Origin of the sequence: Enterobacter cloacae complex sp. 370H10 (assembly GCF_050031535.1) — a bacterium.
Lineage (GTDB): Bacteria > Pseudomonadota > Gammaproteobacteria > Enterobacterales > Enterobacteriaceae > Enterobacter > Enterobacter intestinihominis.
Map to the genome: position 1 here is coordinate 377,834 of NZ_JBLGWG010000001.1, position 26,101 is coordinate 403,934.

The window sequence follows — 26,101 nt, forward strand, 5'->3', positions numbered from 1 at the left end:
ACAGCAAATTGCTACGCTGTGCCATTTCGGATAAGGTGAAGGAACAAGCCGTTATTTATCTATCCTTTCTGATGCTATACATCTTTTGGTGTCAGGGAATACCTCTCTTTTTTGGTGGGTAAATAACGATGATATCTCCTGATGTTTCCTGAAAATGCGTTTTGTCTATTTACTTTTGGTCTTCTGACCAGAGGGATGTTTTACACGTATTAGAAGGGTGAGATTTAAATTCTCATTATCTTCAGTTACTTGTATTAAATGAACATGTTTTCCATACGTGATCATATAAGCCTGAACAGTATAATTAAAAAAACGTGGCTTAATAAAAGTAATAAATTTGCGTTAAGGGAAGGCTTTTATCATGCACACACAGACCATATTTGAATTAAGCCAGGAAGCCGAACGTTTGTTACAGCTGGCTCTGAACAATCTTGATTCATTAAAATCAATGCCGATTGCAAAGCTGGATAGCACAGCCGCTGCCATGAGCGGAGTTAATAACAACGTTTTGCCATTACATTTTAGCGCGCGGGGTGTCGACGCTCAGCAGGCGTTGCTGAATAACGAATTACGCAAAATAACCCGCCTCGAAATGGTGCTGGCGATTGTGGGTACCATGAAAGCGGGAAAATCGACCACCATTAATGCGATTGTGGGTACGGAAGTGCTGCCGAACCGCAATCGTCCGATGACGGCGCTGCCCACGCTGATCCGCCATACGCCGGGCCAGAAGGAGCCGGTGCTGCATTTTTTGCACGTTGCGCCCATTGATACCCTGATTTCCCAGTTGCAGACGAAATTGTGCGATAAAGATCGCGGCAAGCTGGCGCGGCGTCTGGAAATCGACAAGGACATGAATACGCTGCTGGAGCGCATCGAAAGAGGTGAGGCGTTCGGAAAACATCACCTGGGCGCGGAGCCCATCTTTCATTGTCTGAAAAGCCTGAACGATCTGGTGCGGCTTTCTCAGGCGCTGGGCGTGGAGTTTCCTTTTTCTGAGTACGCCGCGATTGAACATATTCCGGTGATTGAGGTGGAATTTGTGCACCTCGCCGGTCTGGATGCGCACCTGGGGCAACTGACGCTGCTCGACACGCCGGGGCCGAACGAGGCCGGTCAGCCGCACCTGCAAAAAATGCTCAGCGAGCAGCTGGCGCGCGCCTCTGCCGTGCTGGCGGTGATGGACTATACCCAGCTTAAATCCATTTCCGACGCCGAGGTTCGGCAGGCAATTTCGGCGGCGGGGAAATCCGTGCCGCTTTACGCCCTGGTCAACAAATTCGATCAGAAAGATCGTAACAGCGACGATGAAGAGCAGGTACGGGCGATGATTTCCGGCACGCTGATGAAAGGGAATATTTCTCCGGGACAAATTTATCCGGTCTCTTCCATGTGGGCCTACCTGGCAAACCGCGCCCGCTATGAGATGAACACCCATGGGCGGCTTCCCGATCATCAGGATCAGCGTTGGGTGCAGGATTTTGCCGAGGCCGCGCTGGGCCGCCGCTGGCGTACGGCCGATCTCGACGATAGTGACCATATTCGCCATGCGGCGGATCTGCTGTGGGAGGATTCGCTGTTCGAACAGCCCATCCGCAAGCTGATTTACGCGGCTTACGCCAACGCCTCGCTGTTCGCCCTGCGGTCGGCATCGCATAAGCTGCTGAACTATGCGCAAAATGCCAGAGAATACCTGGATTTTCGCCATCAGGGACTGACGGTCGCCTTTGATGAGCTGGAGCGGAATATTAAGCGCCTGGAAGAGGACATGGCGATGCTGCGTCAGCGGCAGAGCGTAGTGAGCGATGAGGTCCAGCATGAAGTTGAAGAGGCGCTCAACGCAGCGGATGCATTTCTGCTTAGTCAGAAAGGCGAACTTCACCAGGCGCTGGACGACATGTTTAGCCGCCCGTTAATTCTTGATTTAGCCGGGCGCGAGCCATCCAGCATGCGTACAGACGACACGGATGAGCACCAGCAGCTGGTGCTTGACGATGAAGGGCAGGCACAGATTGTCCTGAGCAAGATCCGATCGTCATGCGAGCAGATTTTGCTGAATGCGCAGAGCAGAATTAGCCGGGAGCTGGCGTTACGCTTCGATCAGCTGGAGTCTACGCTCGCCCGATCGTTGAATGAGGCGATGCGCCCCATCGAGATGCAAATTAAGGAACAGCTCAGTCATGCCGGCTTTCGGGCGCGGATTAGCTTTCCGGCGTTTCAGGCAAACCAGCTTAACTTCAATACGCGCGGCTTATTTAATGATGCCATTGTGCAGGACACCCCTCCCGCCAGTCAGCCTGCAGGGGCGGGCAGCGTACGTAATACCGTCTCGCGCTGGCTCAATCATCCCGGCTGGGGCTGGGAAGCGTATGTGGAGACGCGCACCCGATATGTCATCGATATCGCTCAGCTTCATGGCAAATTTACGCAGCATACCGATCAGTTTTGCGATCAAATACGTAAAGCTTTGGCCGCGCAGGTCGATGTCTCTGTTACGGCAGGTATGGCAACGTTTTTTGCAGAGTTTTCGTTGTGCCTGACCGGGTTACAGGAAAGCTTGCGTGATAGCCTTGCCGTGCGGCAGCAGAATGAGCATTCAACCCGGGCGCTTAGCCAGTTGTTGAAGCAAAGTATGACCACAGCGGCGTGGATTCAGGAAGATACCCGACTGTTACGCGATGATATTCAAACCTTATTCGCGGCAGAGCAACCATGACAACACAGCTACTGGACGGTCCCGGGCGGACGCTGGAGTGTATTCATCCAAAATTTATGGTCGATTTGGTCCAGGGGGCGGATGCTGCTCGTCACACCCTCCTGGGGCCACAGCAACTGCAATTTCGTGAGCGTTTGACGCAGGAGATCGTTACGCAGACCCGGTTGCGGCCATGGGCAATGGCGGGAATGCTCAACGAAAATGCAGCACTGCGGCTGGGTCTGGCGGAGAAACTGGCCGGTATGCTCGACCCCGGACACCTGGCGCTGACCCGCATGTCCGACAAGCTGGTAGCCCTGCGCCAGCAGGTTAATCCACGCCTCCCTCAACCTTCCGGATTGTTGCAACAGTACGAGGCGCTCTCCGCACATTTCAACCAGCGTGCCGCCTATAAAGAGAAAGCGCTCGCGCAGCGCGGCCTTACGGTTCAGGCGGGTGAGCACAGCGAGCAAATTTTTACCCGCTGGCGAGCCGGGCAGTATGACGGCTGGTCGCTGGCTGGCCGCTGCTTTATCGTGCTGGAAGAGTTGCGCTGGGGCGCGTTTGGCGATGCCTGTCGTCTGGCGAATAGTGATGTGGCGGCCATGCTGAAAGATAACCTGCGCAGCATGGCCGCAAACTATCTGGCACAGGGGATTAACGCTTCTCCCACCACCCGGCATTTTTACCATCAGTGGCTGACGACGCCCGCTTCTCCTGGTCTGATGGATTATAAAGATATGCTTGGCTGGCTGGGGGACTGGTGTCAGGCGGATAAACATCCGGTGAGCTGGTCAGTGACGCAGAGCTGGCAAACGGTCGCGCTGGGTATGCCGAGACTCTGTTCGGCAAAACGGCTGGTGGATGGCATGGTGGAAGAGATATTTAGTGCGTGATTGCCCCCTCTTTTTAAGGAGGGGGCGAACGGCTTAGTGGTGCATTTCTACCGCTTTCGGCTCTGCCTGGGTCTCCGGAACCTGTCCAAAACGTCTGGCGTACAGCGCCGTGATGATCGGGACCAGAATCGCCGTCACAATCACGCTGGCGGCAACCAGGGCCGTGGCGGAAGCCGCCACCGGTTCAAAGGCCGGGTTAATCTGGGCGATAATCACCGGGTTAGCTACCGCAGCGCCTGCGGCCGACGAGGCGGCCACACCTGCGGTTCCGTTACCGCCCCCAATGACGCGGTCTGCAATAATTAGCGGGATACCCGTGATGACGATGACGGCAACACCCAGCACAATACCCAGCAGGCCGGTTTCCAGAATCACGTTCAGATTGATGGTATTGCCCAACGCGAAGCCGAAGAACGGGATCAGTACCGGGGTGGCTTTGCTGAAGAAATCGCGCAGATCGTGATCGAGGTTGCCTAGCGCAAAACCAATCAGGAACGGCAGGATCGCCCCGACAAAATGGTGGGGTTCAAAGGAGGCAAGGCCGGCAGAACCCAGAATCAGCATGGTCATCAGCGGACCCGACTCCAGGGACATCAGCACGAACGCGCCTGATTCTTCTTTGGTGCCATATTGATTCATCAGGCTGGCATAGAGACCGCCGTTGGTCATATCCATTGCTGAAACAATGGCCAGAACGGATAATCCGGCGAAGAATCCGGTCTGTATGCCATTCTCCGGAATGAACATCGCGCAGATCATGGCAACGACCCAGGCGACCGCAATTTTAGTAATGACCAGCGTCCCTGATTTACGTAATACCGTACCAGTTGCACGTAAATTAATAGATGCGCCGATGCAAAAGAACCAGACTGCCAGAATCGGCACCGTTCCAGTGATCATACCTTTTGTAAAACCGCCAAAATAAGCACCGGTATTCGGGGCCAGCGTATTTAATATCGCGCCAAGTACCAGCGGGACCAGCATCATCCCGCCCGGGATGCGTTCTATTGTTGCTTTAATCTTCATCATTAACCCTCACATCTCGCCCGCGTGGCTGGCGGAAATCTCAAAAAATAGATCAACAAATTCAAATGATTGCCTTTTTTGAAGACCAATCGATTCGTTACTTATGCTGTAAAGCGAAATTCAGGTGCTTAGCATTCCTTCATTTGAAAGCCGCTGGGATATTGTGTTCGGGTTTATCATGCGATCTTTGGAATTGCGATTCAATGAAAATAAAACACTGTTTTAGTTATCTGCGTCACATATTGAATGTAAACAGGAATGCCCGCTGTTAATAATTAAATTTTGTGTAAATTCGATGTGAAGAAATGTGATTGTTTTTTGTTTTAAGAGGAATAATAACGGGTGTTAAGATGTGCTTGATAAAGGGGGTGAGAATGACCTTATTTATCGTGAATTGACAAAACCTGAAGCCAACTTACGAACCGGAAAAATATATGTGAAGTTGATCACATATATAAACGCTGGTAGGGTAAAAAGGTCTTTAACTGCCCAGACAGGCGTCAACAGGTTCGGTTGTATTGAGTTAAAACGTCAATGTAAGTAAACCTGCTACGCTTGAATAAGGAGATTCGCATGGAGCGGATCTCTGGTTCACAGCTTGCAAATGCGCTGTGAAACGGACGGGGCTGAGTCTACGAGGAAAGCTATGCTTAGAAGGAAAAAAGTAAAACCCATCACGCTGCGCGATGTCACCATTATTGATGATGCGAAACTGCGCAAAGCGATTACGGCGGCCTCGCTCGGTAATGCGATGGAGTGGTTCGATTTTGGTGTCTACGGCTTTGTTGCCTATGCGCTTGGTAAAGTGTTCTTCCCCGGTGCCGATCCCAGCTTGCAGATGATTGCCGCGCTGGGTACGTTCTCTGTTCCCTTCCTTATTCGCCCTCTCGGTGGCCTGTTCTTCGGCATGCTGGGTGATAAATATGGTCGCCAGAAGATCCTGGCTATTACTATTGTCATCATGTCGATAAGTACATTCTGTATCGGCCTTATTCCGTCCTATGCGACCATTGGTATATGGGCACCGATCCTGCTGTTGATCTGTAAGATGGCGCAGGGCTTCTCCGTTGGCGGCGAATATACCGGTGCATCGATTTTTGTCGCCGAGTATTCTCCGGACCGAAAACGCGGCTTTATGGGCAGCTGGCTCGACTTTGGTTCGATTGCCGGGTTTGTCATGGGCGCGGGAGTTGTGGTTCTGATTTCAACCGTAGTGGGTGAAGAGAACTTCCTCGACTGGGGCTGGCGTATTCCGTTCTTCCTGGCGCTGCCGCTTGGCATCATCGGTCTTTACCTGCGTCACGCCCTGGAAGAGACGCCTGCGTTCCAGCAGCACGTTGAAAAGCTGGAACAGGGCGACCGTGAAGGGTTGCAGGATGGCCCGAAAGTGTCGTTCAAGGAGATTGCGACCAAACACTGGCGCAGCCTGCTGACCTGTATCGGTCTGGTGATTTCCACCAACGTGACCTATTACATGCTGCTGACATACATGCCGAGCTATCTGTCGCATAACCTGCACTACTCGGAAGACCACGGTGTGCTGATTATTATCGCCATCATGGTAGGCATGCTGTTCGTGCAGCCGATTATGGGTCTGCTGAGCGACCGCTTTGGCCGTAAGCCATTCATTATTCTCGGTAGCGTCGCGCTGTTCGCGCTGGCAATCCCGGCCTTTATTCTGATTAACAGCAATGTGCTGGGGCTGATTTTCGCCGGTCTGCTGATGCTGGCGGTGATCCTCAACTGCTTTATCGGGGTGATGGCTTCTACGCTACCGGCAATGTTCCCGACGCATATTCGCTACAGTGCGCTGGCGGCAGCCTTTAATATCTCCGTTCTGATTGCGGGCCTGACGCCGACGCTTGCTGCTTCACTGGTGGAGAGCACGCAGAACCTGATGATGCCTGCTTACTATCTGATGGTTATTGCGGTGATTGGCCTGATTACCGGTATTACTATGAAGGAGACGGCGAACCGTCCACTGAAAGGGGCAACGCCTGCGGCGTCCGATATTCAGGAAGCGAAGGAGATCCTGCGCGAGCACTACGATAACGTAGAGCAGAAGATTGAAGATATTGACGCAGAGATTGAAGAGCTTCAGAAAAAACGTTCTCGCCTGGTTGACCAGCATCCGCGAATTAACGAGTGATAAAAAACCCGCCGCTGGCGGGTTTTCTTTTATTAGCATCCTGCGGCGATATAGTCGCCGCTGGCGCTGACGGGGATCACCGTCAGGAAGAGGATAGTTGCGAACAGTATCAGAACAACTCCTCCGGCTATTTTGACCATCGGCATTACCCAGTTCAGGGAAGTGCCGCCACTAAACCAGGCTACTGTGCGTTCACGCGCGTAACGTACTGCCAGCGACAGCCCCATAATCGACAGCGCCGTTCCCAGCGACATTGTCATCACAGCAGCAATTCCCCAGCTAATAATGCCGAGCGCATTCGAGAACATCAGGATCATAATTGCTCCGCTGCACGGGCGTGCGCCAATGGCCAGCACCACGCCCAGACGGGTTTTCCAGTCGCTTTTAGCCAGATCCACCCCTACGCCGTGATGGCCGCAGCCACAGTTTTCATTATACTGATGATGCGGCTTGATGGCGCTAATCGCCATTTTGCGCGGACGCAGGCTGCTGAGCGCCTGATAAATGATAAACGCACCGAAGGCGGCAATCAGTAAGGCGCTGATTTTCTCGACGTACCAACGGCTGGTGCTGATATCTCCTGACGCGAGGTTCAATCCAACCGCCAGGATAAAGACAAAGAGGATCGCGCTGACGCCCTGCATCAGGCTACCGATAAACGGTACGACGCGCGCCGCGAGCTGGCTCTCTTTATTGGTGCTGAGATACGTGGCGACGATAAATTTGCCGTGTCCTGGTCCAACGGCATGGAGTACACCATAAAGAAACGCACCGGTTAACAACCACAGCCCACCGCTGTACTGATGATTATTAAGTTGCAGCAAATACATTACCAGATAACGGTGCAGGGTGATCTGAGCGGCGAGGCACCACTGAATAAAAGCATTCCAGTGCGTATGCAGTGCGAAACCTGCCATAAGTAACACCAGCACGGCGAGCCCGGCGGTTGGGATACGCCAGTCACGTTGAAGTCGTTGTGTCGTCATCAGGTTGGTCTGCGAGAGGAATATTTGCCGCTAGTATAGTGTTCAATTAGCGGGATCGCACCGGGATCGTCAATGGATTGTGGATAACTCTGTGCGTAAAAGGGTATAAGGCGGGGTTTTGCTGGGGAATACAGCAGTCAGTCATTTTTTTGCAACTTTTCTGTTGCGGTCGCTCGGGAACTCCCTATAATGCGCCTCCATCGACACGGCGGATGTGAATCACTTCACAGACAACCCGGTCGGTTGAAGAGAAAAAATCCTGAAATAACGGGTTGACTCTGAAAGAGGAAAGCGTAATATACGCCACCTCGCAACGATGAGCTGAAAGCCACGTTGCAACTGCTCTTTAACAATTTATCAGACAATCTGTGTGGGCACTCAAAGTGACATGGATTCTTAACGTCCTCGGACGAAAAATGAATACCAAGTCTCTGAGTGAACATACGTAATTCATTACGAAGTTTAATTCACGAGCATCAAACTTAAATTGAAGAGTTTGATCATGGCTCAGATTGAACGCTGGCGGCAGGCCTAACACATGCAAGTCGAACGGTAACAGGAAGCAGCTTGCTGCTTTGCTGACGAGTGGCGGACGGGTGAGTAATGTCTGGGAAACTGCCTGATGGAGGGGGATAACTACTGGAAACGGTAGCTAATACCGCATAACGTCGCAAGACCAAAGAGGGGGACCTTCGGGCCTCTTGCCATCGGATGTGCCCAGATGGGATTAGCTAGTAGGTGGGGTAACGGCTCACCTAGGCGACGATCCCTAGCTGGTCTGAGAGGATGACCAGCCACACTGGAACTGAGACACGGTCCAGACTCCTACGGGAGGCAGCAGTGGGGAATATTGCACAATGGGCGCAAGCCTGATGCAGCCATGCCGCGTGTATGAAGAAGGCCTTCGGGTTGTAAAGTACTTTCAGCGGGGAGGAAGGCGACAGGGTTAATAACCCTGTCGATTGACGTTACCCGCAGAAGAAGCACCGGCTAACTCCGTGCCAGCAGCCGCGGTAATACGGAGGGTGCAAGCGTTAATCGGAATTACTGGGCGTAAAGCGCACGCAGGCGGTCTGTCAAGTCGGATGTGAAATCCCCGGGCTCAACCTGGGAACTGCATTCGAAACTGGCAGGCTAGAGTCTTGTAGAGGGGGGTAGAATTCCAGGTGTAGCGGTGAAATGCGTAGAGATCTGGAGGAATACCGGTGGCGAAGGCGGCCCCCTGGACAAAGACTGACGCTCAGGTGCGAAAGCGTGGGGAGCAAACAGGATTAGATACCCTGGTAGTCCACGCCGTAAACGATGTCGACTTGGAGGTTGTGCCCTTGAGGCGTGGCTTCCGGAGCTAACGCGTTAAGTCGACCGCCTGGGGAGTACGGCCGCAAGGTTAAAACTCAAATGAATTGACGGGGGCCCGCACAAGCGGTGGAGCATGTGGTTTAATTCGATGCAACGCGAAGAACCTTACCTACTCTTGACATCCAGAGAACTTAGCAGAGATGCTTTGGTGCCTTCGGGAACTCTGAGACAGGTGCTGCATGGCTGTCGTCAGCTCGTGTTGTGAAATGTTGGGTTAAGTCCCGCAACGAGCGCAACCCTTATCCTTTGTTGCCAGCGGTCCGGCCGGGAACTCAAAGGAGACTGCCAGTGATAAACTGGAGGAAGGTGGGGATGACGTCAAGTCATCATGGCCCTTACGAGTAGGGCTACACACGTGCTACAATGGCGCATACAAAGAGAAGCGACCTCGCGAGAGCAAGCGGACCTCATAAAGTGCGTCGTAGTCCGGATTGGAGTCTGCAACTCGACTCCATGAAGTCGGAATCGCTAGTAATCGTGGATCAGAATGCCACGGTGAATACGTTCCCGGGCCTTGTACACACCGCCCGTCACACCATGGGAGTGGGTTGCAAAAGAAGTAGGTAGCTTAACCTTCGGGAGGGCGCTTACCACTTTGTGATTCATGACTGGGGTGAAGTCGTAACAAGGTAACCGTAGGGGAACCTGCGGTTGGATCACCTCCTTACCTTAAAGAACCTGCCTTTGTAGTGCTCACACAGATTGTCTGATAAATGATGAACTTCTGAATGTACTTTTGAGTGCATTAAGAAGTTTTGCTCTTTAAAAATCTGGATCAAGCTGAAAATTGAAACGACACATCTTTAATGGTGTGTTCGAGTCTCTCAAATTTTCGCAATCAGAAGTGAAACATCTTCGGGTTGTGAGGTTAAGCGACTAAGCGTACACGGTGGATGCCCTGGCAGTCAGAGGCGATGAAGGACGTGCTAATCTGCGAAAAGCGCCGGCGAGGTGATATGAACCTTTGACCCGGCGATGTCCGAATGGGGAAACCCAGTGCAATCCGTTGCACTATCGTTAACTGAATACATAGGTTAACGAGGCGAACCGGGGGAACTGAAACATCTAAGTACCCCGAGGAAAAGAAATCAACCGAGATTCCCCCAGTAGCGGCGAGCGAACGGGGAGCAGCCCGGAGTCTGAATCAGCTTGTGTGTTAGTGGAACGGTCTGGAAAGTCCGACGGTACAGGGTGATAGTCCCGTACACGAAAGCACACTTGCTGTGAACTCGAAGAGTAGGGCGGGACACGTGGTATCCTGTCTGAATATGGGGGGACCATCCTCCAAGGCTAAATACTCCTGACTGACCGATAGTGAACCAGTACCGTGAGGGAAAGGCGAAAAGAACCCCGGCGAGGGGAGTGAAAAAGAACCTGAAACCGTGTACGTACAAGCAGTGGGAGCCTCTTTATGGGGTGACTGCGTACCTTTTGTATAATGGGTCAGCGACTTATATTCTGTAGCAAGGTTAACCGTATAGGGGAGCCGAAGGGAAACCGAGTCTTAACTGGGCGTTAAGTTGCAGGGTATAGACCCGAAACCCGGTGATCTAGCCATGGGCAGGTTGAAGGTTGGGTAACACTAACTGGAGGACCGAACCGACTAATGTTGAAAAATTAGCGGATGACCTGTGGCTGGGGGTGAAAGGCCAATCAAACCGGGAGATAGCTGGTTCTCCCCGAAAGCTATTTAGGTAGCGCCTCGTGAACTCATCTTCGGGGGTAGAGCACTGTTTCGGCTAGGGGGCCATCCCGGCTTACCAACCCGATGCAAACTACGAATACCGAAGAATGTTATCACGGGAGACACACGGCGGGTGCTAACGTCCGTCGTGAAGAGGGAAACAACCCAGACCGCCAGCTAAGGTCCCAAAGTCATGGTTAAGTGGGAAACGATGTGGGAAGGCACAGACAGCCAGGATGTTGGCTTAGAAGCAGCCATCATTTAAAGAAAGCGTAATAGCTCACTGGTCGAGTCGGCCTGCGCGGAAGATGTAACGGGGCTAAACCATGCACCGAAGCTGCGGCAGCGACACTATGTGTTGTTGGGTAGGGGAGCGTTCTGTAAGCCGTTGAAGGTGTCCTGTGAGGGGTGCTGGAGGTATCAGAAGTGCGAATGCTGACATAAGTAACGATAAAGCGGGTGAAAAGCCCGCTCGCCGGAAGACCAAGGGTTCCTGTCCAACGTTAATCGGGGCAGGGTGAGTCGACCCCTAAGGCGAGGCCGAAAGGCGTAGTCGATGGGAAACAGGTTAATATTCCTGTACTTGGTGTTACTGCGAAGGGGGGACGGAGAAGGCTATGTCAGCCGGGCGACGGTTGTCCCGGTTTAAGCATGTAGGCGGAGGTTCCAGGTAAATCCGGTACCTTATTAACGCTGAGGTGTGATGACGAGGCACTACGGTGCTGAAGTGATAAATGCCCTGCTTCCAGGAAAAGCCTCTAAGCATCAGGTAACACGAAATCGTACCCCAAACCGACACAGGTGGTCAGGTAGAGAATACCAAGGCGCTTGAGAGAACTCGGGTGAAGGAACTAGGCAAAATGGTGCCGTAACTTCGGGAGAAGGCACGCTGATATGTAGGTGAAGCCCCTGCGGGCGGAGCTGAAATCAGTCGAAGATACCAGCTGGCTGCAACTGTTTATTAAAAACACAGCACTGTGCAAACACGAAAGTGGACGTATACGGTGTGACGCCTGCCCGGTGCCGGAAGGTTAATTGATGGGGTTAGCGGCAACGCGAAGCTCTTGATCGAAGCCCCGGTAAACGGCGGCCGTAACTATAACGGTCCTAAGGTAGCGAAATTCCTTGTCGGGTAAGTTCCGACCTGCACGAATGGCGTAATGATGGCCAGGCTGTCTCCACCCGAGACTCAGTGAAATTGAACTCGCTGTGAAGATGCAGTGTACCCGCGGCAAGACGGAAAGACCCCGTGAACCTTTACTATAGCTTGACACTGAACACTGGTCCTTGATGTGTAGGATAGGTGGGAGGCTTTGAAGCGTGGACGCCAGTCTGCGTGGAGCCAACCTTGAAATACCACCCTTTAATGGCTGGTGTTCTAACGTAGACCCGTAATCCGGGTTGCGGACAGTGTCTGGTGGGTAGTTTGACTGGGGCGGTCTCCTCCCAAAGAGTAACGGAGGAGCACGAAGGTTGGCTAATCCTGGTCGGACATCAGGAGGTTAGTGCAATGGCATAAGCCAGCTTGACTGCGAGCGTGACGGCGCGAGCAGGTGCGAAAGCAGGTCATAGTGATCCGGTGGTTCTGAATGGAAGGGCCATCGCTCAACGGATAAAAGGTACTCCGGGGATAACAGGCTGATACCGCCCAAGAGTTCATATCGACGGCGGTGTTTGGCACCTCGATGTCGGCTCATCACATCCTGGGGCTGAAGTAGGTCCCAAGGGTATGGCTGTTCGCCATTTAAAGTGGTACGCGAGCTGGGTTTAGAACGTCGTGAGACAGTTCGGTCCCTATCTGCCGTGGGCGCTGGAGAATTGAGGGGGGCTGCTCCTAGTACGAGAGGACCGGAGTGGACGCATCACTGGTGTTCGGGTTGTCATGCCAATGGCACTGCCCGGTAGCTAAATGCGGAAGAGATAAGTGCTGAAAGCATCTAAGCACGAAACTTGCCCCGAGATGAGTTCTCCCTGAGACTTTAAGTCTCCTGAAGGAACGTTGAAGACGACGACGTTGATAGGTCGGGTGTGTAAGCGCAGCGATGCGTTGAGCTAACCGATACTAATGAACCGTGAGGCTTAACCTTACAACGCCGAAGCTGTTTTGGCGAAGAGAGACAGACACGATTTTCAGCCTGATACAGATTAACAGAATTTGCCTGGCGGCTTTAGCGCGGTGGTCCCACCTGACCCCATGCCGAACTCAGAAGTGAAACGCCGTAGCGCCGATGGTAGTGTGGGGTCTCCCCATGTGAGAGTAGGGAACTGCCAGGCATCAAACAGAAAGAACCCCGTACCGGAAGGTGCGGGGTTTTTTGCTTTGTGCACGGAAAAACATGCCGGATGGCGGCTTCGCCTTATCTGGCCTGCGGGTTTTGTAGGCCCGGTAAGCGCAGCGCCCCCGGGCAATGCTGGCTGCGCGACCTCATCGGGAAGAGATACAGGAATAAATTTAAGGTAAGGTTTTGATAAGCGCAGAAAAGCAAAAACCCAGCCATAGGCTGGGTTCTTTAAATAGTGGTGCCCGGACTCGGAATCGAACCAAGGACACGGGGATTTTCAATCCCCTGCTCTACCGACTGAGCTATCCGGGCAACGGAGCGCATTAAACCGCAATCGCGCGCGATCGTCAACATTATTTCGGGAAAAGCTGTTCAACTGCTTAAGTTTGCGGCAATCTGTCCGTTTGTGCGCTGAAAATGCACAAATCTTCCAGACAGTTCAGGCAAGAGGTGGCAATGCTGACGGTAAGAGGAGGGCAGTATGGCAAACGACTGGCTTGAGCTGCGTCAGCATGCAGAAACAGGTATTGAGACAATTAAGGCGCATTTCGAAGGACACGCCTTTGATCCCCACTGGCATGATAGCTATCTGGTCGGAATAACCCTTTCCGGTACGCAGCAGTTCCACTGTCGCCGTGAACGCCACCGTAGCCAGCCGGGCGATGCTTTTTTACTTGAGCCTGGTGAAATACATGACGGTGATGCACCGGTAGAGGGTGGCTTTACTTATCTGACCTTTTATCTGGATGAACACTGGCTCACCCGTACGCTTCAAGGGCTGTATGACTCTACTCCCGGGAGTTACACCCTCCACTTTGCCCAAACGCTGACGCGAGAGCCTCAGCTGGTGCGCGCTATCGGTGATACATTTGCCTCGCTGCATAACGATGAGATGAAGATCGTACAACAGAGCACAATGGATAACCTGCTCACTAAGATTACAGCCCACTGCCACTGGCGGAAGAAACTCCCGTCGCAGTTACAAAGCTCCGCTGTGGCGCATCGTGCCCGCGACTATCTCTATGCGCATATCGGCGAGAACGTGGGGCTGTCAGACCTTGCGCGGGAGACGGGGACGGATCGCTTTACGCTCACCCGCTGCTTTAAGCGCGAATTTCACCTTGCGCCGCACGCCTGGCTTATCCAGCTGCGCCTGGCAAAGGCCCGACAGATGCTGGCGTATGGGGAACTGCCTGTTGATGTGGCGACGGCAGTAGGTTTTGCCGATCAAAGCCATCTTGGTCGCTGGTTCCAGCGGGCGTACCGTATTTCTCCGGCACACTACCGTCGGTTGTGCACAAACCTTCCAGACGTTTCCAGAAAATAACGGCACATTCATGGCTCTACTAAAAGGAGCCACCTGTGAATTTAATACCCTTCCTGCTGTTTGCATTTGTCGCCTCGATTACGCCGGGGCCAACCAATATTTTGGTACTGGCTAACAGTCAGCACTTTGGCGTAAAAAATACGATTCCTGCGATCCTGGGTGGGTGTATTGCCGCCAGCGCTATTGTTTTGGTTTCAGGCGCTGGGGCAGGAGAAGTGTTACGCCAGTATCCGCTGATACGTCAGGTGATGAGCTGGGCGGGCGTGCTGTGGCTTTCCTGGATGAGCTGGCAGCTGTTTAGCGCCCCGGCCGCGAATCTCTCCTCCAGGCGTCATGTCCGATTTACCGCGCGGGCGGCGGCGTTATTACAGGTTGTAAACCCAAAAACCTGGATGATGGCGCTGGCCGTCGTCAGCCTGTTTGCTCCGGCAAGCGACCATGCATTACGGGATATTTCGCTGATGGCGCTATGGTTTCTGGCGATCTCAGTGGTCTGTTTGTTGTGCTGGGCGTGGCTGGGGAAGGCGGTGAACCGGATTTTCCGCACCACCGCGGCGATGGTGCGATTTCAACGTGCAATGGCGCTGTGTTTGTTTATTTCCGCCTGGACGGGAATGCTGGCTTAGGTCAGTGCACCACCCATACGACACTGCGCAAACCGCAAAATATCTTCCGCCAGACGGTGCGCCGTATCCACATCCGCCTGGCTACGGTTCACCAGCATGCGGCTCAGGCAACCTTCCAGCACCAGCTCCATCTGCTTCGCGACCATTGCCGGATCATCCACTTCAAGTGTGGTCAGCAGCTCGTGTGTGAACTCGTGCGCGGCTCGTTTTTGCTGATCTGCCAGTTGATGGATGGGATGTCCGGGATCCGGATAGTAGGTGCAGGCGGCGATAAACAGACAGCCTGGGTAACGGTTGTTGGTGACACACTCCGTCAGTGCGGTATAGCGTGCCAGCAGCTTTTGCTCGGTGGTCAGCTCTTCATTCAGCATCAGTTGCCTGCGCCAGATATCCACCTGCTGGCTGAGATAGCGCAGGGCATCATACAGCAGCGCCTCTTTATCCGGCCAGAAGCGCTTAAGTTCATCCAGAGGGTAATCGATACGGTCGGCTACCATCTCAAGCGTGGTGCTGGCGATCCCTTGAATCTCAAGTAATTGCAGGGCTTGTCCCAGTACGTCTTCGCGTTGCACGGTTATCTCCTCCGCTATTCCCAACGGTTTGTCCCGTCTAAAGTGTTGTTTACGGTTGGCGATTGCGCAAATGCGCGTTGAATGCCGTCGCGTCCATAAACCCGGTTACACGCTGCGTCAGCTGTTCTTCCCCCTGTTCATTGAAGAACAGGATGGTAGGCAGCCCGAGCACGTTAAGTTGCTTCAGCAGAGCCTTATCCTGCGCGCTGTTGGCGGTAACGTTCGCCCGGAGCAGAACGGTATCGCTCAGCGCATGTTGTACCTGCGGATCGCTGAAGGTGTATTTTTCAAACTCTTTGCAGGCCACGCACCAGTCGGCATAGAGATCGAGCATGACCGGTTTGCCTTTCGCCTGCACCAGGGCGCGGTTGAGATCGTCCACGTTTTTAATCTGTATAAAATTCAGATGAGCCTGCGTCTGATCTGTCGGGGTGCCAAACGCCCAGTCCTGTAGCGGACGGACGCTCACCAGCGCGGCCGCCAGCAGAAGGATCTGTAGCAGGCGCATCCACGGTTTCTTCGCACCCAGACTCACGATAAATGCCCAGCTGAAGAAGGCCACGCCGAGCATAGCCCACAGACGCGTACCCCACACATCACCGATGATGCGTTCCAGCAGGAAGACCGGTAGCGCCAGAATGACAAAACCAAACGCGGTTTTCACTGTCTCCATCCACGGGCCGCTCTTCGGCAGCAGACGATTGCCAAATACCGTCACAAGGATCAGCGGCAGACCCATGCCGAGCGCGTAAAGGTACAGTGTGCCGCCGCCGAGCCAAAGGTTGCCGCTCTGGGCAATGTATAACAGGATGGCGCTCAGCGGCGCGGTGGTGCAGGGGGAGCAAATCAGCCCGGCGATGGCACCCATGGCGAACACGCCGCCCGCAGAGCCCCCCTGCTGACGGTTGCTCATTAGCGTCAGACGGGTTTGCAGGGAAGAGGGCAGTTGCAGAGTGAACAGGCCAAACATCGACAGCGCCAGCAGAATAAACACTGCTGACAGTCCGATAAGCACATAGGGGTGCTGAAGGGCGGCCTGGAACTGCAACCCGGCAGCGGCGACCACGAGGCCGAGCGCCGTATAGGTTAACGCCATGCCCTGCACATAGATAAAGGCCAGCAACAGCGCGCGGGCGGTGGAAAGGCGTTGCTTACCACCCAGCACGATGCCAGAGATGAGCGGGTACATAGGCAGTACGCAGGGCGTAAAGGCGATGCCGATACCAATCAATAACGCCCAAAGCGCTGAGAACGGAAGGTCTGAAGCGGCTTCGCCTTCACCCCTCACACTGGCCATTTCCCCTGAGGGGAGAGGGGAGGCCGCCGCTTTCACTTCGCTAAGCGGAACGACCTTTGTTTCAGGGGGATAGCAGAAGCCCGCATCGGCGCAGCCCTGATACGTCACCGTCAGGGTAGCGCCTTTATCCGCCTGATTCACCGTGACGGGCACGCTTAAGCGCTGGCGATAAATTTCACTTTTACCGTAGAACTCGTCCTCGTGCCATTCGCCAGCGGGCATCTGCAATGCGCCGACGTCAGCCTTTGCCGGCGTGATGCTGACCTGCTTGCGATAGAGGTAGTAACCCTCTTTCACCTGCCAGGTGAGGCTGAGATCGTGCTGGTTTTGCTGAAAGTCGAAAACGAATGCCTGGTCGGCAGGAATAAAGTTCGAACGGCCGGGCGCGTCAAACAACCCGGCAAAAACTGACGTGCTGCACAGCAGCAGGATCAGCGTAAAGAAGCGTTGAGCCATGAGAGATAATCGTTATCGCCGTGGACCACTGGCAGCACCAGCAGCTCCGGGGTTTGGTAAGGATGATGAGACTTGAGGCAGTCGAGGAGCGCCTGCTGGTTGGTCAGATTGGTTTTGAGCAACATCTGGACTTCGTACTCTTGCTCCAGCTTGCCTTCCCAGTAATAAAGGGAGGTGGCGCCGGGAAGTAGCGTGACGCAGGCAGCCAGTTTTTCGGCCAGCACTTTGGCGGCGAGATCCTGGGCAGAAGCTTCATCAGGGGCGGTACACAGTACAACAACAGCATCAGGCGTGTTCACAAGTCGACCTCCTCATCACGAAAGTCTTCACTATATCACGCCATGTGATTGGTCATTAATGAAACGGGCCGCAGCGCGGCCCGTTTTTAACTATTTTTACAACGGCTAACCGTTTACAGCACAATGCCGCCGATGATAAAGCCGAGGACCACGCAGAGCGTAATCGCCACCACGCCCGGGATGAGGAACGCGTGGTTAAACACGTATTTACCGATACGGGTCGAGCCGGTGTCATCCATCTCAACCGCGGCCAGCAGGGTTGGGTAGGTTGGCAGCACGAACAGGGCGGAAACCGCCGCGAAAGAGGCAATCGCCGTCAGCGGCGTCACGCCCAGCATCAGTGCCGCAGGCATTAGCGCTTTGGTGGTCGCAGCCTGGGAGTACAGCAGCGTTGCGGCAAAGAACAGCACCACCGCCAGTAGCCACGGATAGTTGTGCAGCAGGTCGCCTGCAACTGTCTGGATATCGCTGATGTGCGCTTTCACGAAGGTGTCACCGAGCCACGCCACACCCAGCACGCACACGCAGGCGCTCATACCGGATTTGAAGGTGCTGGCGTTCAGCACTTCGCTGGTGTCGATTTTACAGGTGATACTGATCAGCGTCGCGATGGTCAGCATAAATACCACAATCGCTTCGTTACGCGGCAGAACCGGGTTCTGGATCAGACCTACCGTATCGCTGATGGCGGTCGCGTAGAACATCACGGCGACGATACCAATCAGGAACAGCAGCACGGAGCGTTTTGCATGCGGCTTCAGCTCAAAGACCTGGCTACCGCGCAGGCTCACTTCACCTTTTGCCAGGCGCTCCTGGTAAACCGGATCGTCTTTCAGCTCGGCGCCGAGGAAGTTACACAGCACGGCAGTGATCATTACCGCAATCAGCGTGACCGGAATACAGATCGCCAGCAGCGTCAGATAACTTACGCCCATCGGCTCGAGAATACCCGCGAAAAAGACCACCGCCGCGGAAATGGGCGAGGCGGTGATCGCAATCTGGGAGGCGACTACAGCAATAGAAAGAGGGCGAGACGGGCGAATACCCTGCTCTTTCGCCACTTCGGTGATGACCGGCAGCGTGGAGAAAGCGGTATGGCCAGTACCGGCGAGAATGGTCATAAACCAGGTCACCAGTGGGGCAAGGAAGGTGATGTATTTTGGATGACGACGCAGCATACGCTCCGCCAGGCTCACCAGGTAGTCCATACCGCCAGCAACCTGCATGGCCGCAATGGCAGCGATAACCGCCATGATGATTTCGATAACGTCAAAAGGGATTGCGCCGGGTTTAATCTGAAAGATCAGGGTAAGTACGAGCACGCCGAGACCGCCGGCAAAGCCGATGCCGATACCCCCGAGTCGTGCGCCCAAATAAATCGCCAACAGGACGATGACGAGTTCTGCTCCAAACATAAAGACCTGCCTTGCTTATTAACAAGTTGATATTGAATTGTTGTGTTTTGGTAACGGCCATAAAGAAAAAAGGCACGTCACAAGTGACGTGCCTTTCGGAAGCTTAGCCTGAACGGTTACTGTTCGCTTTCATCGGTATATCGTTTCGCTTTATATGCCGGGTGCATCAGGTTCTGGGCGGAGAAGATATCGTCCAGTTCGGCTTCGGTCAACAATCCTCGCTCGAGAACCACCTCACGCACGCTCTTACCGGTTTCGGCACAAATCTTCCCGACGATATCGCCGTTGTGGTGGCCGATGAACGGGTTGAGGTAGGTGACGATGCCGATGGAGTTATAGACGTAGCCTTCACACACTTCTTTATTCGCGGTGATGCCGTTAATGCATTTTTCCAGCAGGTTGTAGCAGGCGTTGGTCAGAATGTGGATAGATTCAAACATCGCCTGGCCAATCACCGGCTCCATTACGTTCAGCTGGAGCTGACCGGCTTCGGAGGCCATGGTGACGGTCGTATCGTTACCAATAACCTTGAAGCAAACCTGGTTCACCACTTCAGGCACCACCGGGTTCACTTTAGCTGGCATGATGGATGAACCCGCCTGCAACTCTGGCAGGTTGATTTCATTCAGGCCAGCGCGCGGACCGGAGGAGAGCAGGCGCAGGTCGTTACAGATTTTGGACAGTTTCACCGCCAGACGTTTCAATGCGCTGTGCACCATCACGTAGGCGCCGCAGTCTGAGGTGGCTTCAATCAGGTCTTCTGCAGGCACAACCGGCAGGTTGGACACTTCAGCCAGCTTCTGTACCGCCAGCTGCTGATAGCCATCCGGGGTGTTCAGGCGTGTACCGATGGCGGTAGCGCCCAGGTTCACTTCCAGCAACAGTTCGGACGTGCGCAGCAGGTTTTTGGTCTCTTCGTTCAACAGCACGTTAAACGCGTGGAACTCCTGGCCGAGGGTCATTGGCACCGCGTCCTGCAGCTGGGTACGACCCATTTTCAGGATGTCCTGGAACTCAACGGCTTTACGCTGGAAGCCATCACCCAACTGATTAATCGCGTCGACCAGTTTGACGACAGAGGCATACACCGCGATGCGGAAGCCGGTTGGGTAGGCGTCGTTGGTGGACTGACATTTGTTAACGTGGTCGTTCGGGTTCAGGTACTGGTATTCACCTTTCTGATGACCCATCAGCTCCAGGCCGATGTTTGCCAGCACTTCGTTGGTGTTCATGTTGACGGAGGTGCCTGCGCCGCCCTGATAGACGTCAACCGGGAACTGATCCATGCATTTGCCGTTGTTCAGCACTTCATCGCACGCGGCGATAATCGCATTTGCAGCGCTTTTAGGAATGGTTTGCAGCTCTTTGTTTGCCAGAGCCGCGGCTTTTTTTACCATCACCATGCCACGCACAAATTCAGGGATGTCGCTGATTTTGCTGTTGCTGATGTAGAAGTTTTCAATCGCTCTCAGAGTGTGAACACCATAGTAGGCATCCGCTGGAACTTCCCTGGTACCCAACAAATCTTCTTCGATACGAATGTTGTTTAACATGTGAACCTTCTTTTCAAGCTGCCGATGGATTGTACTAAACACACAGTAGATATGTGGTTTTGAATATTTTATGACCGACGATTATTCCCTCAATCGGCCAGATGTTCGAGATCATATGCTGATGATAGCGAATTGCCGTAAGCTGGATCACTTATTATCGACCCGATTTCATGATAATTATTAATCTGTGAAATATGTCACCGCTTTAATATTTCCAGAAAAAATATCCGTGCAAACCGATTGAATTTTGGCTAACCGTCACCATTTCTTATCTACGCGCTTCGCGAACACATTCAGTCAGGGGCCAGAAGGCACCTGCCACACAGGAGATGCCAGTGCGCTGGATACCATTTATTGCTTTCTTTCTTTATGTTTACATTGAGATTTCGATTTTCATCCAGGTTGCCCATGTGCTGGGCGTCCTGCTGACGCTGATTCTGGTGATCTTCACCTCCGTCATCGGCATGTCGCTGGTGCGCAATCAGGGTTTCAAAAATTTCCTGTTAATGCAGCAGAAGATGGCCGCAGGCGAAAGCCCGGCCGCCGAGATGATCAAAAGCGTGTCGCTGATTATTGCTGGCCTGCTGCTGATCCTGCCGGGCTTCTTTACAGACTTCCTCGGCCTGCTGTTGCTGTTGCCGCCGGTGCAGAAGCATCTGACCATGAAGCTGCTGCCGCATCTGCGTTTCAGCCGTATGCCAGGCGGTGGTTTCAGCACCGGCCCGGGCGATACCTTTGAAGGGGAATATCAGCGTAAGGATGAGCAGCGCGACCGGTTAGATCATAAAGACGATCGGTAAGTTTCTTGCCCGGTGGCGCTCGCTCACCGGGCCTGCGGATTTTGCCGCTTCGGTAAAAACACCCACAGCCCCGCCAGCATGACGATGGCGTACACACTCTTCCATCCCACCATCGCCAGCAGCAGCAGGCACAGGACACACCCGATAGCCGCCAGCGCCTTAAAGCGTCCTTTCAGTAGCCGACAGCCCGCCAGCATGCACAACAGATAGATCATGATGAAAATACCGTTGGCGTAGATAATCAGCGCGTCAAGGTTGATGTCGAGGAGATAAATGGCCAGGGAACTCACCACGCAGCAGCCCAGTACGGTATTCAGCGCATTCACCGGAAGCTGACGCTTTGACAGGCGTGAGAGGGGGCTATCCGGTTTATAAAGTGCCTGAGACCACACCAGCCGGGCGAAGCTCTGAATATAGATGTTGAGGCTGGCAAAGCAGGCGAGATAGCCAATCATGCAGGCTACCCACAGGGCTTTAACGCCAAACAGCTGCACCACGATGCCCGGCAGCGACGCGGCGGCGGCTTTCTCTTCACCGAACGCGTTGAAGTGCAGCACCAGTACGGTACAGGCCCAGTACACGGTGCCCGCCAGCAGCAGGCCAATCATCAGGGCTCGGGGAAAATCACGCTCGGGCTGTTTAAACTCGGATGCCAGATGAGCGAACGCCTCCAGACCGACGAAACACCAGAACATGACGGATAGTGCAGCGAAAAGCTGTGTGTGGTCGATGTCATTAATCGCGGGGAAAGGAATATCCGCCACCGTAATGTCACCCGCAAACCAGATGGCGACGATCAGCGCGACGATTAACACGGCGACCAGCGTTTGCAGGTTGGCGCTGGAACTGGCCCCGCGTGAGCCAACCCACCAGATAATCGCCAGCGTACCGAGTTCAGCCAGCAGCAGCTGTTCATCGTGCCAGCCAAACAGCGCCTGTCCGAAGCCGGTTGCGATATGCAGGGCTGCCGGAAGGCCAACGGGTATCACCGACAAAAATAGCCAGCCGGTGACGCGTTCCATTCGCGGCCCAAACGCCATGCCGACAAAATGCGCTACGCCGCCTGCGCTCGGGAAGTGCCGCCCGAGTATGGCAAAGACAATCGCCACAGGAAACACCAGCACGATCAGCACCGGCCATGCCCAAAGACTGTTATTGCCGGCAACCAACGCCGCCAGCGCGGGAACCGCAAAAACGCCCGTGCCTAACAAAGACGTTGAGAGTAAGCCAATGCCCTGCGCCAGCCCCAACTCCTGCCTGAGTCCACTCATTTACCTCGTCCCGCCACCATCAAAAGAGAGTGGATGGTAACACTTTCGCAAATTTTTTTTCGATTACCCCTTGAAGGGGTAAAAAGCTATCCCCATCTCTCAGGGCACTAGCCGGAAAACCGCATGCGGACCGGCGTCATCCATAACTGATAATGACTTTCTCAAAGGAGAGCTATCAATGAGTATTCGTCCGTTACATGATCGTGTGATCGTCAAACGTAAAGAAGTTGAAACCAAGTCTGCTGGCGGCATCGTTCTGACCGGTTCAGCAGCAGCAAAATCAACGCGTGGCGAAATCATCGCTGTCGGTAAGGGCCGCATCCTGGAAAACGGAACTGTGCAGCCACTGGACGTTAAAGTTGGTGACATCGTCATTTTCAACGATGGCTACGGCGTGAAATCCGAGAAGATCGACAATGAAGAAGTGTTGATCATGTCCGAGAGCGACATTCTGGCAATTGTTGAAGCGTAATTAACGCACGAAACTGTACGAATTTGAGGAAATAAGAACATGGCAGCTAAAGACGTAAAATTCGGTAACGACGCTCGTGTAAAAATGCTCCGCGGCGTAAACGTACTGGCAGACGCAGTGAAAGTCACTCTGGGCCCGAAAGGCCGTAACGTCGTGCTGGACAAATCCTTCGGCGCGCCAACCATCACTAAAGATGGTGTTTCTGTTGCACGTGAAATCGAGCTGGAAGACAAGTTCGAAAACATGGGCGCACAGATGGTGAAAGAAGTTGCCTCTAAAGCGAACGACGCTGCTGGTGACGGTACCACCACCGCGACCGTACTGGCGCAGGCGATCATCACCGAAGGCCTGAAAGCCGTTGCTGCGGGCATGAACCCAATGGATCTGAAACGTGGTATCGACAAAGCTGTCGCCTCTGCTGTTGAAGAGCTGAAAGCGCTGTCCGTACCGTGCTCTGACTCTAAAGCCATTGCTCAGGTTGGTACTATCTCCGCTAACTCCGACGAAACCGTAGGTAAACTTATCGCTGAAGCGATGGATAAAGTCGGTAAAGAAGGCGTGATCACCGTTGAAGACGGTACTGGTCTGGAAGACGAACTGGATGTGGTTGAAGGTATGCAGTTCGACCGCGGTTACCTGTCCCCATACTTCATCAACAAGCCAGAAACTGGCGCTGTTGAGCTGGAAAGCCCGTTCATCCTGCTGGCTGACAAGAAAATCTCCAACATCCGCGAAATGCTGCCAGTGCTGGAAGCCGTTGCGAAAGCAGGCAAGCCGCTGGTAATCATTGCTGAAGACGTTGAAGGCGAAGCGCTGGCGACTCTGGTGGTTAACACCATGCGTGGCATCGTGAAAGTGGCAGCGGTTAAAGCACCAGGCTTCGGCGATCGTCGTAAGGCGATGCTGCAGGATATCGCTACCCTGACCGGCGGTACCGTGATCTCCGAAGAGATTGGTATGGAGCTGGAAAAAGCGACCCTGGAAGACCTAGGCCAGGCGAAACGCGTTGTGATCAACAAAGACACTACCACCATCATCGACGGTGTGGGTGAAGAAGCCGCTATTCAGGGCCGTGTTGGTCAGATCCGTAAGCAGATCGAAGAAGCAACTTCCGATTACGACCGTGAAAAACTGCAGGAGCGCGTAGCGAAACTGGCAGGCGGCGTTGCGGTAATCAAAGTTGGTGCTGCGACCGAAGTTGAAATGAAAGAGAAGAAAGCACGCGTTGACGATGCCCTGCATGCGACCCGTGCTGCGGTAGAAGAAGGCGTAGTTGCTGGTGGTGGTGTCGCGCTGGTGCGTGTAGCCGCTAAACTGGCTGGCCTGACCGCTCAGAACGAAGACCAGAACGTAGGTATCAAAGTTGCGCTTCGCGCAATGGAAGCCCCTCTGCGTCAGATCGTGTCCAACGCCGGTGAAGAGCCATCAGTAGTTGCGAACAACGTGAAAGCGGGCGAAGGTAACTACGGTTACAACGCAGCAACTGAAGAATACGGCAACATGATCGACTTCGGTATCCTGGACCCAACTAAAGTTACCCGTTCTGCTCTGCAGTACGCGGCATCTGTAGCTGGCCTGATGATCACGACCGAATGCATGGTAACCGACATGCCTAAAGGCGACGCGCCTGACTTAGGTGCTGCTGGTGGTATGGGCGGCATGGGTGGCATGGGCGGCATGATGTAATCATGTTGTTCTGAACCTCTCAGAATGAACCCCGGGCAGCGATGCCCGGGGTTTTTTATTGCCCGTCGAGCCGTTACTCAAACAAGATGTGCATGGCGGAAGAGATGCGGTTCCAGCACTGAAAAATCCATTTTTATCTCCTCAGAAGAGTAGCTGCATCACCCACATCGAGAGCAGGGCGTTGATGACGCAGACAGCGATGATGTGCGGGTAATATTTCGGGTTCACGCCCGCGGTGCCGAGGCAGCGGCCCGTGTTTTGCACCGGATTGCCCATCAGGTAGATGGCGGGCAGCAGGATGGTGGCATCATGGCCGCTGAGCGTGCCGGCGACGACCAGGCTGGCGCAAACCCCCACGCCGCCGCCCATGCTCATCACCGATGCCAGAAGTACCGTTGCCGCCGCACCCGGAAGCGCCCACAGGGCCATGATGGGCTCGCATACCCTGCCGACAATATCCAGCAGGCCGGTCACCTTAAGCGCCTGAATGATGACAAACGCCATGACCACGTTCGGCAGCAGGCTGGTGGTGGCGATGGTAAAGCCGCGGCGGGCGCCATCGATAAACAAGTCCATGATATTTTTACGCGTCTGGGCGATCATTTTTCCTCCTGAACGCGACGAACTTCCATGTGGGCGATCCACAGTCGCAGGAAGTTCGCGCCAACAAATTTGAACACCAGAATGACGGCAAGCGGCGCGATCACCGGGACGGTAATGAAGGTAAAAAGTGCGGCACCGGAAGAAAAATAGTTGGTAATAATGGCGCTACCGCTGGTCTGGAAGGTGGCGAAAATGGCGCGTTCATGGTCAGTAATCGACCCTTCGTCGGTCAACTCTTTGGTCATCCCTGCGGCTGCATCGGTATTTTGCAGGTTGGCGATAAGCGCCAGAGAGCAGATGCCCGGCACGCCGAGCAGCGGGCGCAGAATGGGCGTCATGAGCTGTTGTGCGGCGCGCAGCCCGCCCAGCCCCTCGGTAACGGCAATGATCCCGAGCGATAAAATGACCGAGGGCGCCAGTTCAAGGGCAAACAAAAAACCGTCTTTCGCTCCTGTGCCACCCTCGCCGCGAAACGTTAGGGCGCCGTTCACCGGTCCAAAGCTGCCGTTCAGGACGGTAAAATCCAGCACGCGCCACCATTCAGTACTTTTGGCGAAAAAACCTGAGAAAAATACGATGGTGAGCACGAACGCCAGATAGCCCACCCAGGTTACTTTTTCCTCTCCTGAGGATGATGCACTCATGAA

Annotated in this window: 18 protein-coding genes, 1 tRNA gene and 3 rRNA genes; 11 read left to right on the forward strand and 11 right to left on the reverse strand. The window is 54.0% G+C overall.

Annotated features, from left to right (window positions below):
• Window positions 1-361 precede the first annotated feature (361 nt).
• Both crfC and ACQG2Q_RS01850 read left to right on the forward strand, forming a co-directional pair.
• Window positions 362-2,716, forward strand: coding sequence for a clamp-binding protein CrfC (gene crfC / locus ACQG2Q_RS01845; protein ID WP_058677497.1), 2,355 nt, complete (start codon window positions 362-364; stop codon window positions 2,714-2,716).
• Window positions 2,713-3,591, forward strand: coding sequence for a diguanylate cyclase regulator RdcB family protein (locus ACQG2Q_RS01850; RefSeq protein ID WP_022646791.1), 879 nt, complete (start codon window positions 2,713-2,715; stop codon window positions 3,589-3,591). The genes crfC and ACQG2Q_RS01850 overlap by 4 nt, the downstream gene beginning before the upstream one ends.
• Window positions 3,592-3,624: 33 nt before the next feature.
• Here the strand turns inward: ACQG2Q_RS01850 and kdgT are convergent, their stop codons facing one another.
• Window positions 3,625-4,617 carry a 2-keto-3-deoxygluconate transporter gene (gene kdgT / locus ACQG2Q_RS01855; RefSeq protein ID WP_022646792.1) on the reverse strand — a complete coding sequence of 331 codons (993 nt, stop codon included), beginning with the start codon at window positions 4,615-4,617 and terminating at the stop codon, window positions 3,625-3,627.
• Window positions 4,618-5,263: 646 nt separating this feature from the next.
• Between kdgT and proP the strand changes: the two genes are divergently transcribed.
• On the forward strand, window positions 5,264-6,766 hold the full coding sequence (proP, locus tag ACQG2Q_RS01860; RefSeq protein ID WP_022646793.1) for a glycine betaine/L-proline transporter ProP: 1,503 nt from the start codon (window positions 5,264-5,266) through the stop codon (window positions 6,764-6,766).
• Window positions 6,767-6,798: 32 nt separating this feature from the next.
• On the opposite strand, the gene ACQG2Q_RS01865 is transcribed toward proP, so the two are convergent.
• On the reverse strand, window positions 6,799-7,752 hold the full coding sequence (locus ACQG2Q_RS01865) for a nickel/cobalt transporter (protein WP_063850437.1): 954 nt from the start codon (window positions 7,750-7,752) through the stop codon (window positions 6,799-6,801).
• Window positions 7,753-8,236: 484 nt separating this feature from the next.
• Here ACQG2Q_RS01865 and ACQG2Q_RS01870 point away from each other — a divergent pair.
• The 3 genes from ACQG2Q_RS01870 (at window position 8,237) to rrf (ending at window position 13,069) form a co-directional block, all read left to right on the forward strand.
• Window positions 8,237-9,778 (forward strand): 16S ribosomal RNA (locus ACQG2Q_RS01870).
• Between the two features lie 199 nt (window positions 9,779-9,977).
• Window positions 9,978-12,882: ribosomal RNA gene (locus tag ACQG2Q_RS01875) — 23S ribosomal RNA — on the forward strand.
• Between the two features lie 71 nt (window positions 12,883-12,953).
• A 5S ribosomal RNA gene (gene rrf / locus ACQG2Q_RS01880) occupies window positions 12,954-13,069 on the forward strand.
• The 16S, 23S and 5S rRNA genes sit together here, the layout of an rRNA operon.
• A gap of 244 nt (window positions 13,070-13,313) precedes the next feature.
• Here the strand turns inward: rrf and ACQG2Q_RS01885 are convergent.
• Window positions 13,314-13,389: transfer RNA gene (locus tag ACQG2Q_RS01885), tRNA-Phe, on the reverse strand.
• Between the two features lie 169 nt (window positions 13,390-13,558).
• On the opposite strand from ACQG2Q_RS01885, the gene ACQG2Q_RS01890 reads away from it, so the two are divergent.
• Window positions 13,559-14,404 carry an AraC family transcriptional regulator gene (locus tag ACQG2Q_RS01890; RefSeq protein WP_023299117.1) on the forward strand — a complete coding sequence of 282 codons (846 nt, stop codon included), beginning with the start codon at window positions 13,559-13,561 and terminating at the stop codon, window positions 14,402-14,404.
• Between the two features lie 35 nt (window positions 14,405-14,439).
• Window positions 14,440-15,030, forward strand: coding sequence for a LysE family translocator (locus tag ACQG2Q_RS01895; RefSeq protein ID WP_063849815.1), 591 nt, complete (start codon window positions 14,440-14,442; stop codon window positions 15,028-15,030).
• On the opposite strand, the gene ACQG2Q_RS01900 is transcribed toward ACQG2Q_RS01895, so the two are convergent.
• The 5 genes from ACQG2Q_RS01900 to aspA form a co-directional block, all read right to left on the reverse strand.
• Window positions 15,027-15,602: a transcriptional regulator gene (locus ACQG2Q_RS01900; protein ID WP_017383972.1), complete on the reverse strand. Its 576-nt coding sequence runs from the start codon at window positions 15,600-15,602 to the stop codon at window positions 15,027-15,029. The two genes, ACQG2Q_RS01895 and ACQG2Q_RS01900, sit on opposite strands and share 4 nt — an antisense overlap.
• 49 nt (window positions 15,603-15,651) lie before the next feature.
• Entirely contained in the window at window positions 15,652-17,355 is a 1,704-nt protein-coding gene (locus ACQG2Q_RS01905) for a protein-disulfide reductase DsbD (RefSeq protein ID WP_063849816.1), read from the reverse strand.
• Window positions 17,331-17,654 (reverse strand): divalent cation tolerance protein CutA, encoded by a 324-nt coding sequence (gene cutA / locus ACQG2Q_RS01910; RefSeq protein WP_003855908.1) that lies wholly within the window; start codon window positions 17,652-17,654, stop codon window positions 17,331-17,333. Before cutA ends, ACQG2Q_RS01905 begins: the two co-directional genes overlap by 25 nt.
• Before the next feature lie 113 nt (window positions 17,655-17,767).
• Complete coding sequence (locus ACQG2Q_RS01915) at window positions 17,768-19,069, reverse strand: anaerobic C4-dicarboxylate transporter (protein ID WP_008502949.1); 1,302 nt, start codon at window positions 19,067-19,069, stop codon at window positions 17,768-17,770.
• Between the two features lie 116 nt (window positions 19,070-19,185).
• Window positions 19,186-20,622, reverse strand: a complete 1,437-nt coding sequence (gene aspA / locus ACQG2Q_RS01920; protein ID WP_003855923.1) for an aspartate ammonia-lyase — start codon at window positions 20,620-20,622, stop codon at window positions 19,186-19,188.
• 335 nt (window positions 20,623-20,957) lie between these two features.
• On the opposite strand from aspA, the gene ACQG2Q_RS01925 reads away from it, so the two are divergent.
• A complete protein-coding gene (locus tag ACQG2Q_RS01925) occupies window positions 20,958-21,422 on the forward strand; it encodes an FxsA family protein (RefSeq protein WP_003855925.1) in 465 nt (154 codons plus the stop codon).
• A gap of 23 nt (window positions 21,423-21,445) precedes the next feature.
• Here the strand turns inward: ACQG2Q_RS01925 and yjeH are convergent, their stop codons facing one another.
• Window positions 21,446-22,693: an L-methionine/branched-chain amino acid transporter gene (gene yjeH, locus ACQG2Q_RS01930; RefSeq protein ID WP_032625164.1), complete on the reverse strand. Its 1,248-nt coding sequence runs from the start codon at window positions 22,691-22,693 to the stop codon at window positions 21,446-21,448.
• A gap of 178 nt (window positions 22,694-22,871) precedes the next feature.
• On the opposite strand from yjeH, the gene ACQG2Q_RS01935 reads away from it, so the two are divergent.
• On the forward strand, window positions 22,872-23,165 hold the full coding sequence (locus tag ACQG2Q_RS01935; protein WP_003855929.1) for a co-chaperone GroES: 294 nt from the start codon (window positions 22,872-22,874) through the stop codon (window positions 23,163-23,165).
• A gap of 39 nt (window positions 23,166-23,204) precedes the next feature.
• Complete coding sequence (gene groL / locus ACQG2Q_RS01940) at window positions 23,205-24,851, forward strand: chaperonin GroEL (RefSeq protein WP_006810416.1); 1,647 nt, start codon at window positions 23,205-23,207, stop codon at window positions 24,849-24,851.
• Window positions 24,852-24,992: 141 nt separating this feature from the next.
• Here the strand turns inward: groL and ACQG2Q_RS01945 are convergent, their stop codons facing one another.
• Window positions 24,993-25,454 carry a YjiG family protein gene (locus ACQG2Q_RS01945; RefSeq protein ID WP_048965858.1) on the reverse strand — a complete coding sequence of 154 codons (462 nt, stop codon included), beginning with the start codon at window positions 25,452-25,454 and terminating at the stop codon, window positions 24,993-24,995.
• Window positions 25,451-26,098, reverse strand: a complete 648-nt coding sequence (locus tag ACQG2Q_RS01950; RefSeq protein ID WP_048965857.1) for a nucleoside recognition domain-containing protein — start codon at window positions 26,096-26,098, stop codon at window positions 25,451-25,453. The genes ACQG2Q_RS01945 and ACQG2Q_RS01950 overlap by 4 nt, the downstream gene beginning before the upstream one ends.
• Window positions 26,099-26,101: the final 3 nt, after the last annotated feature.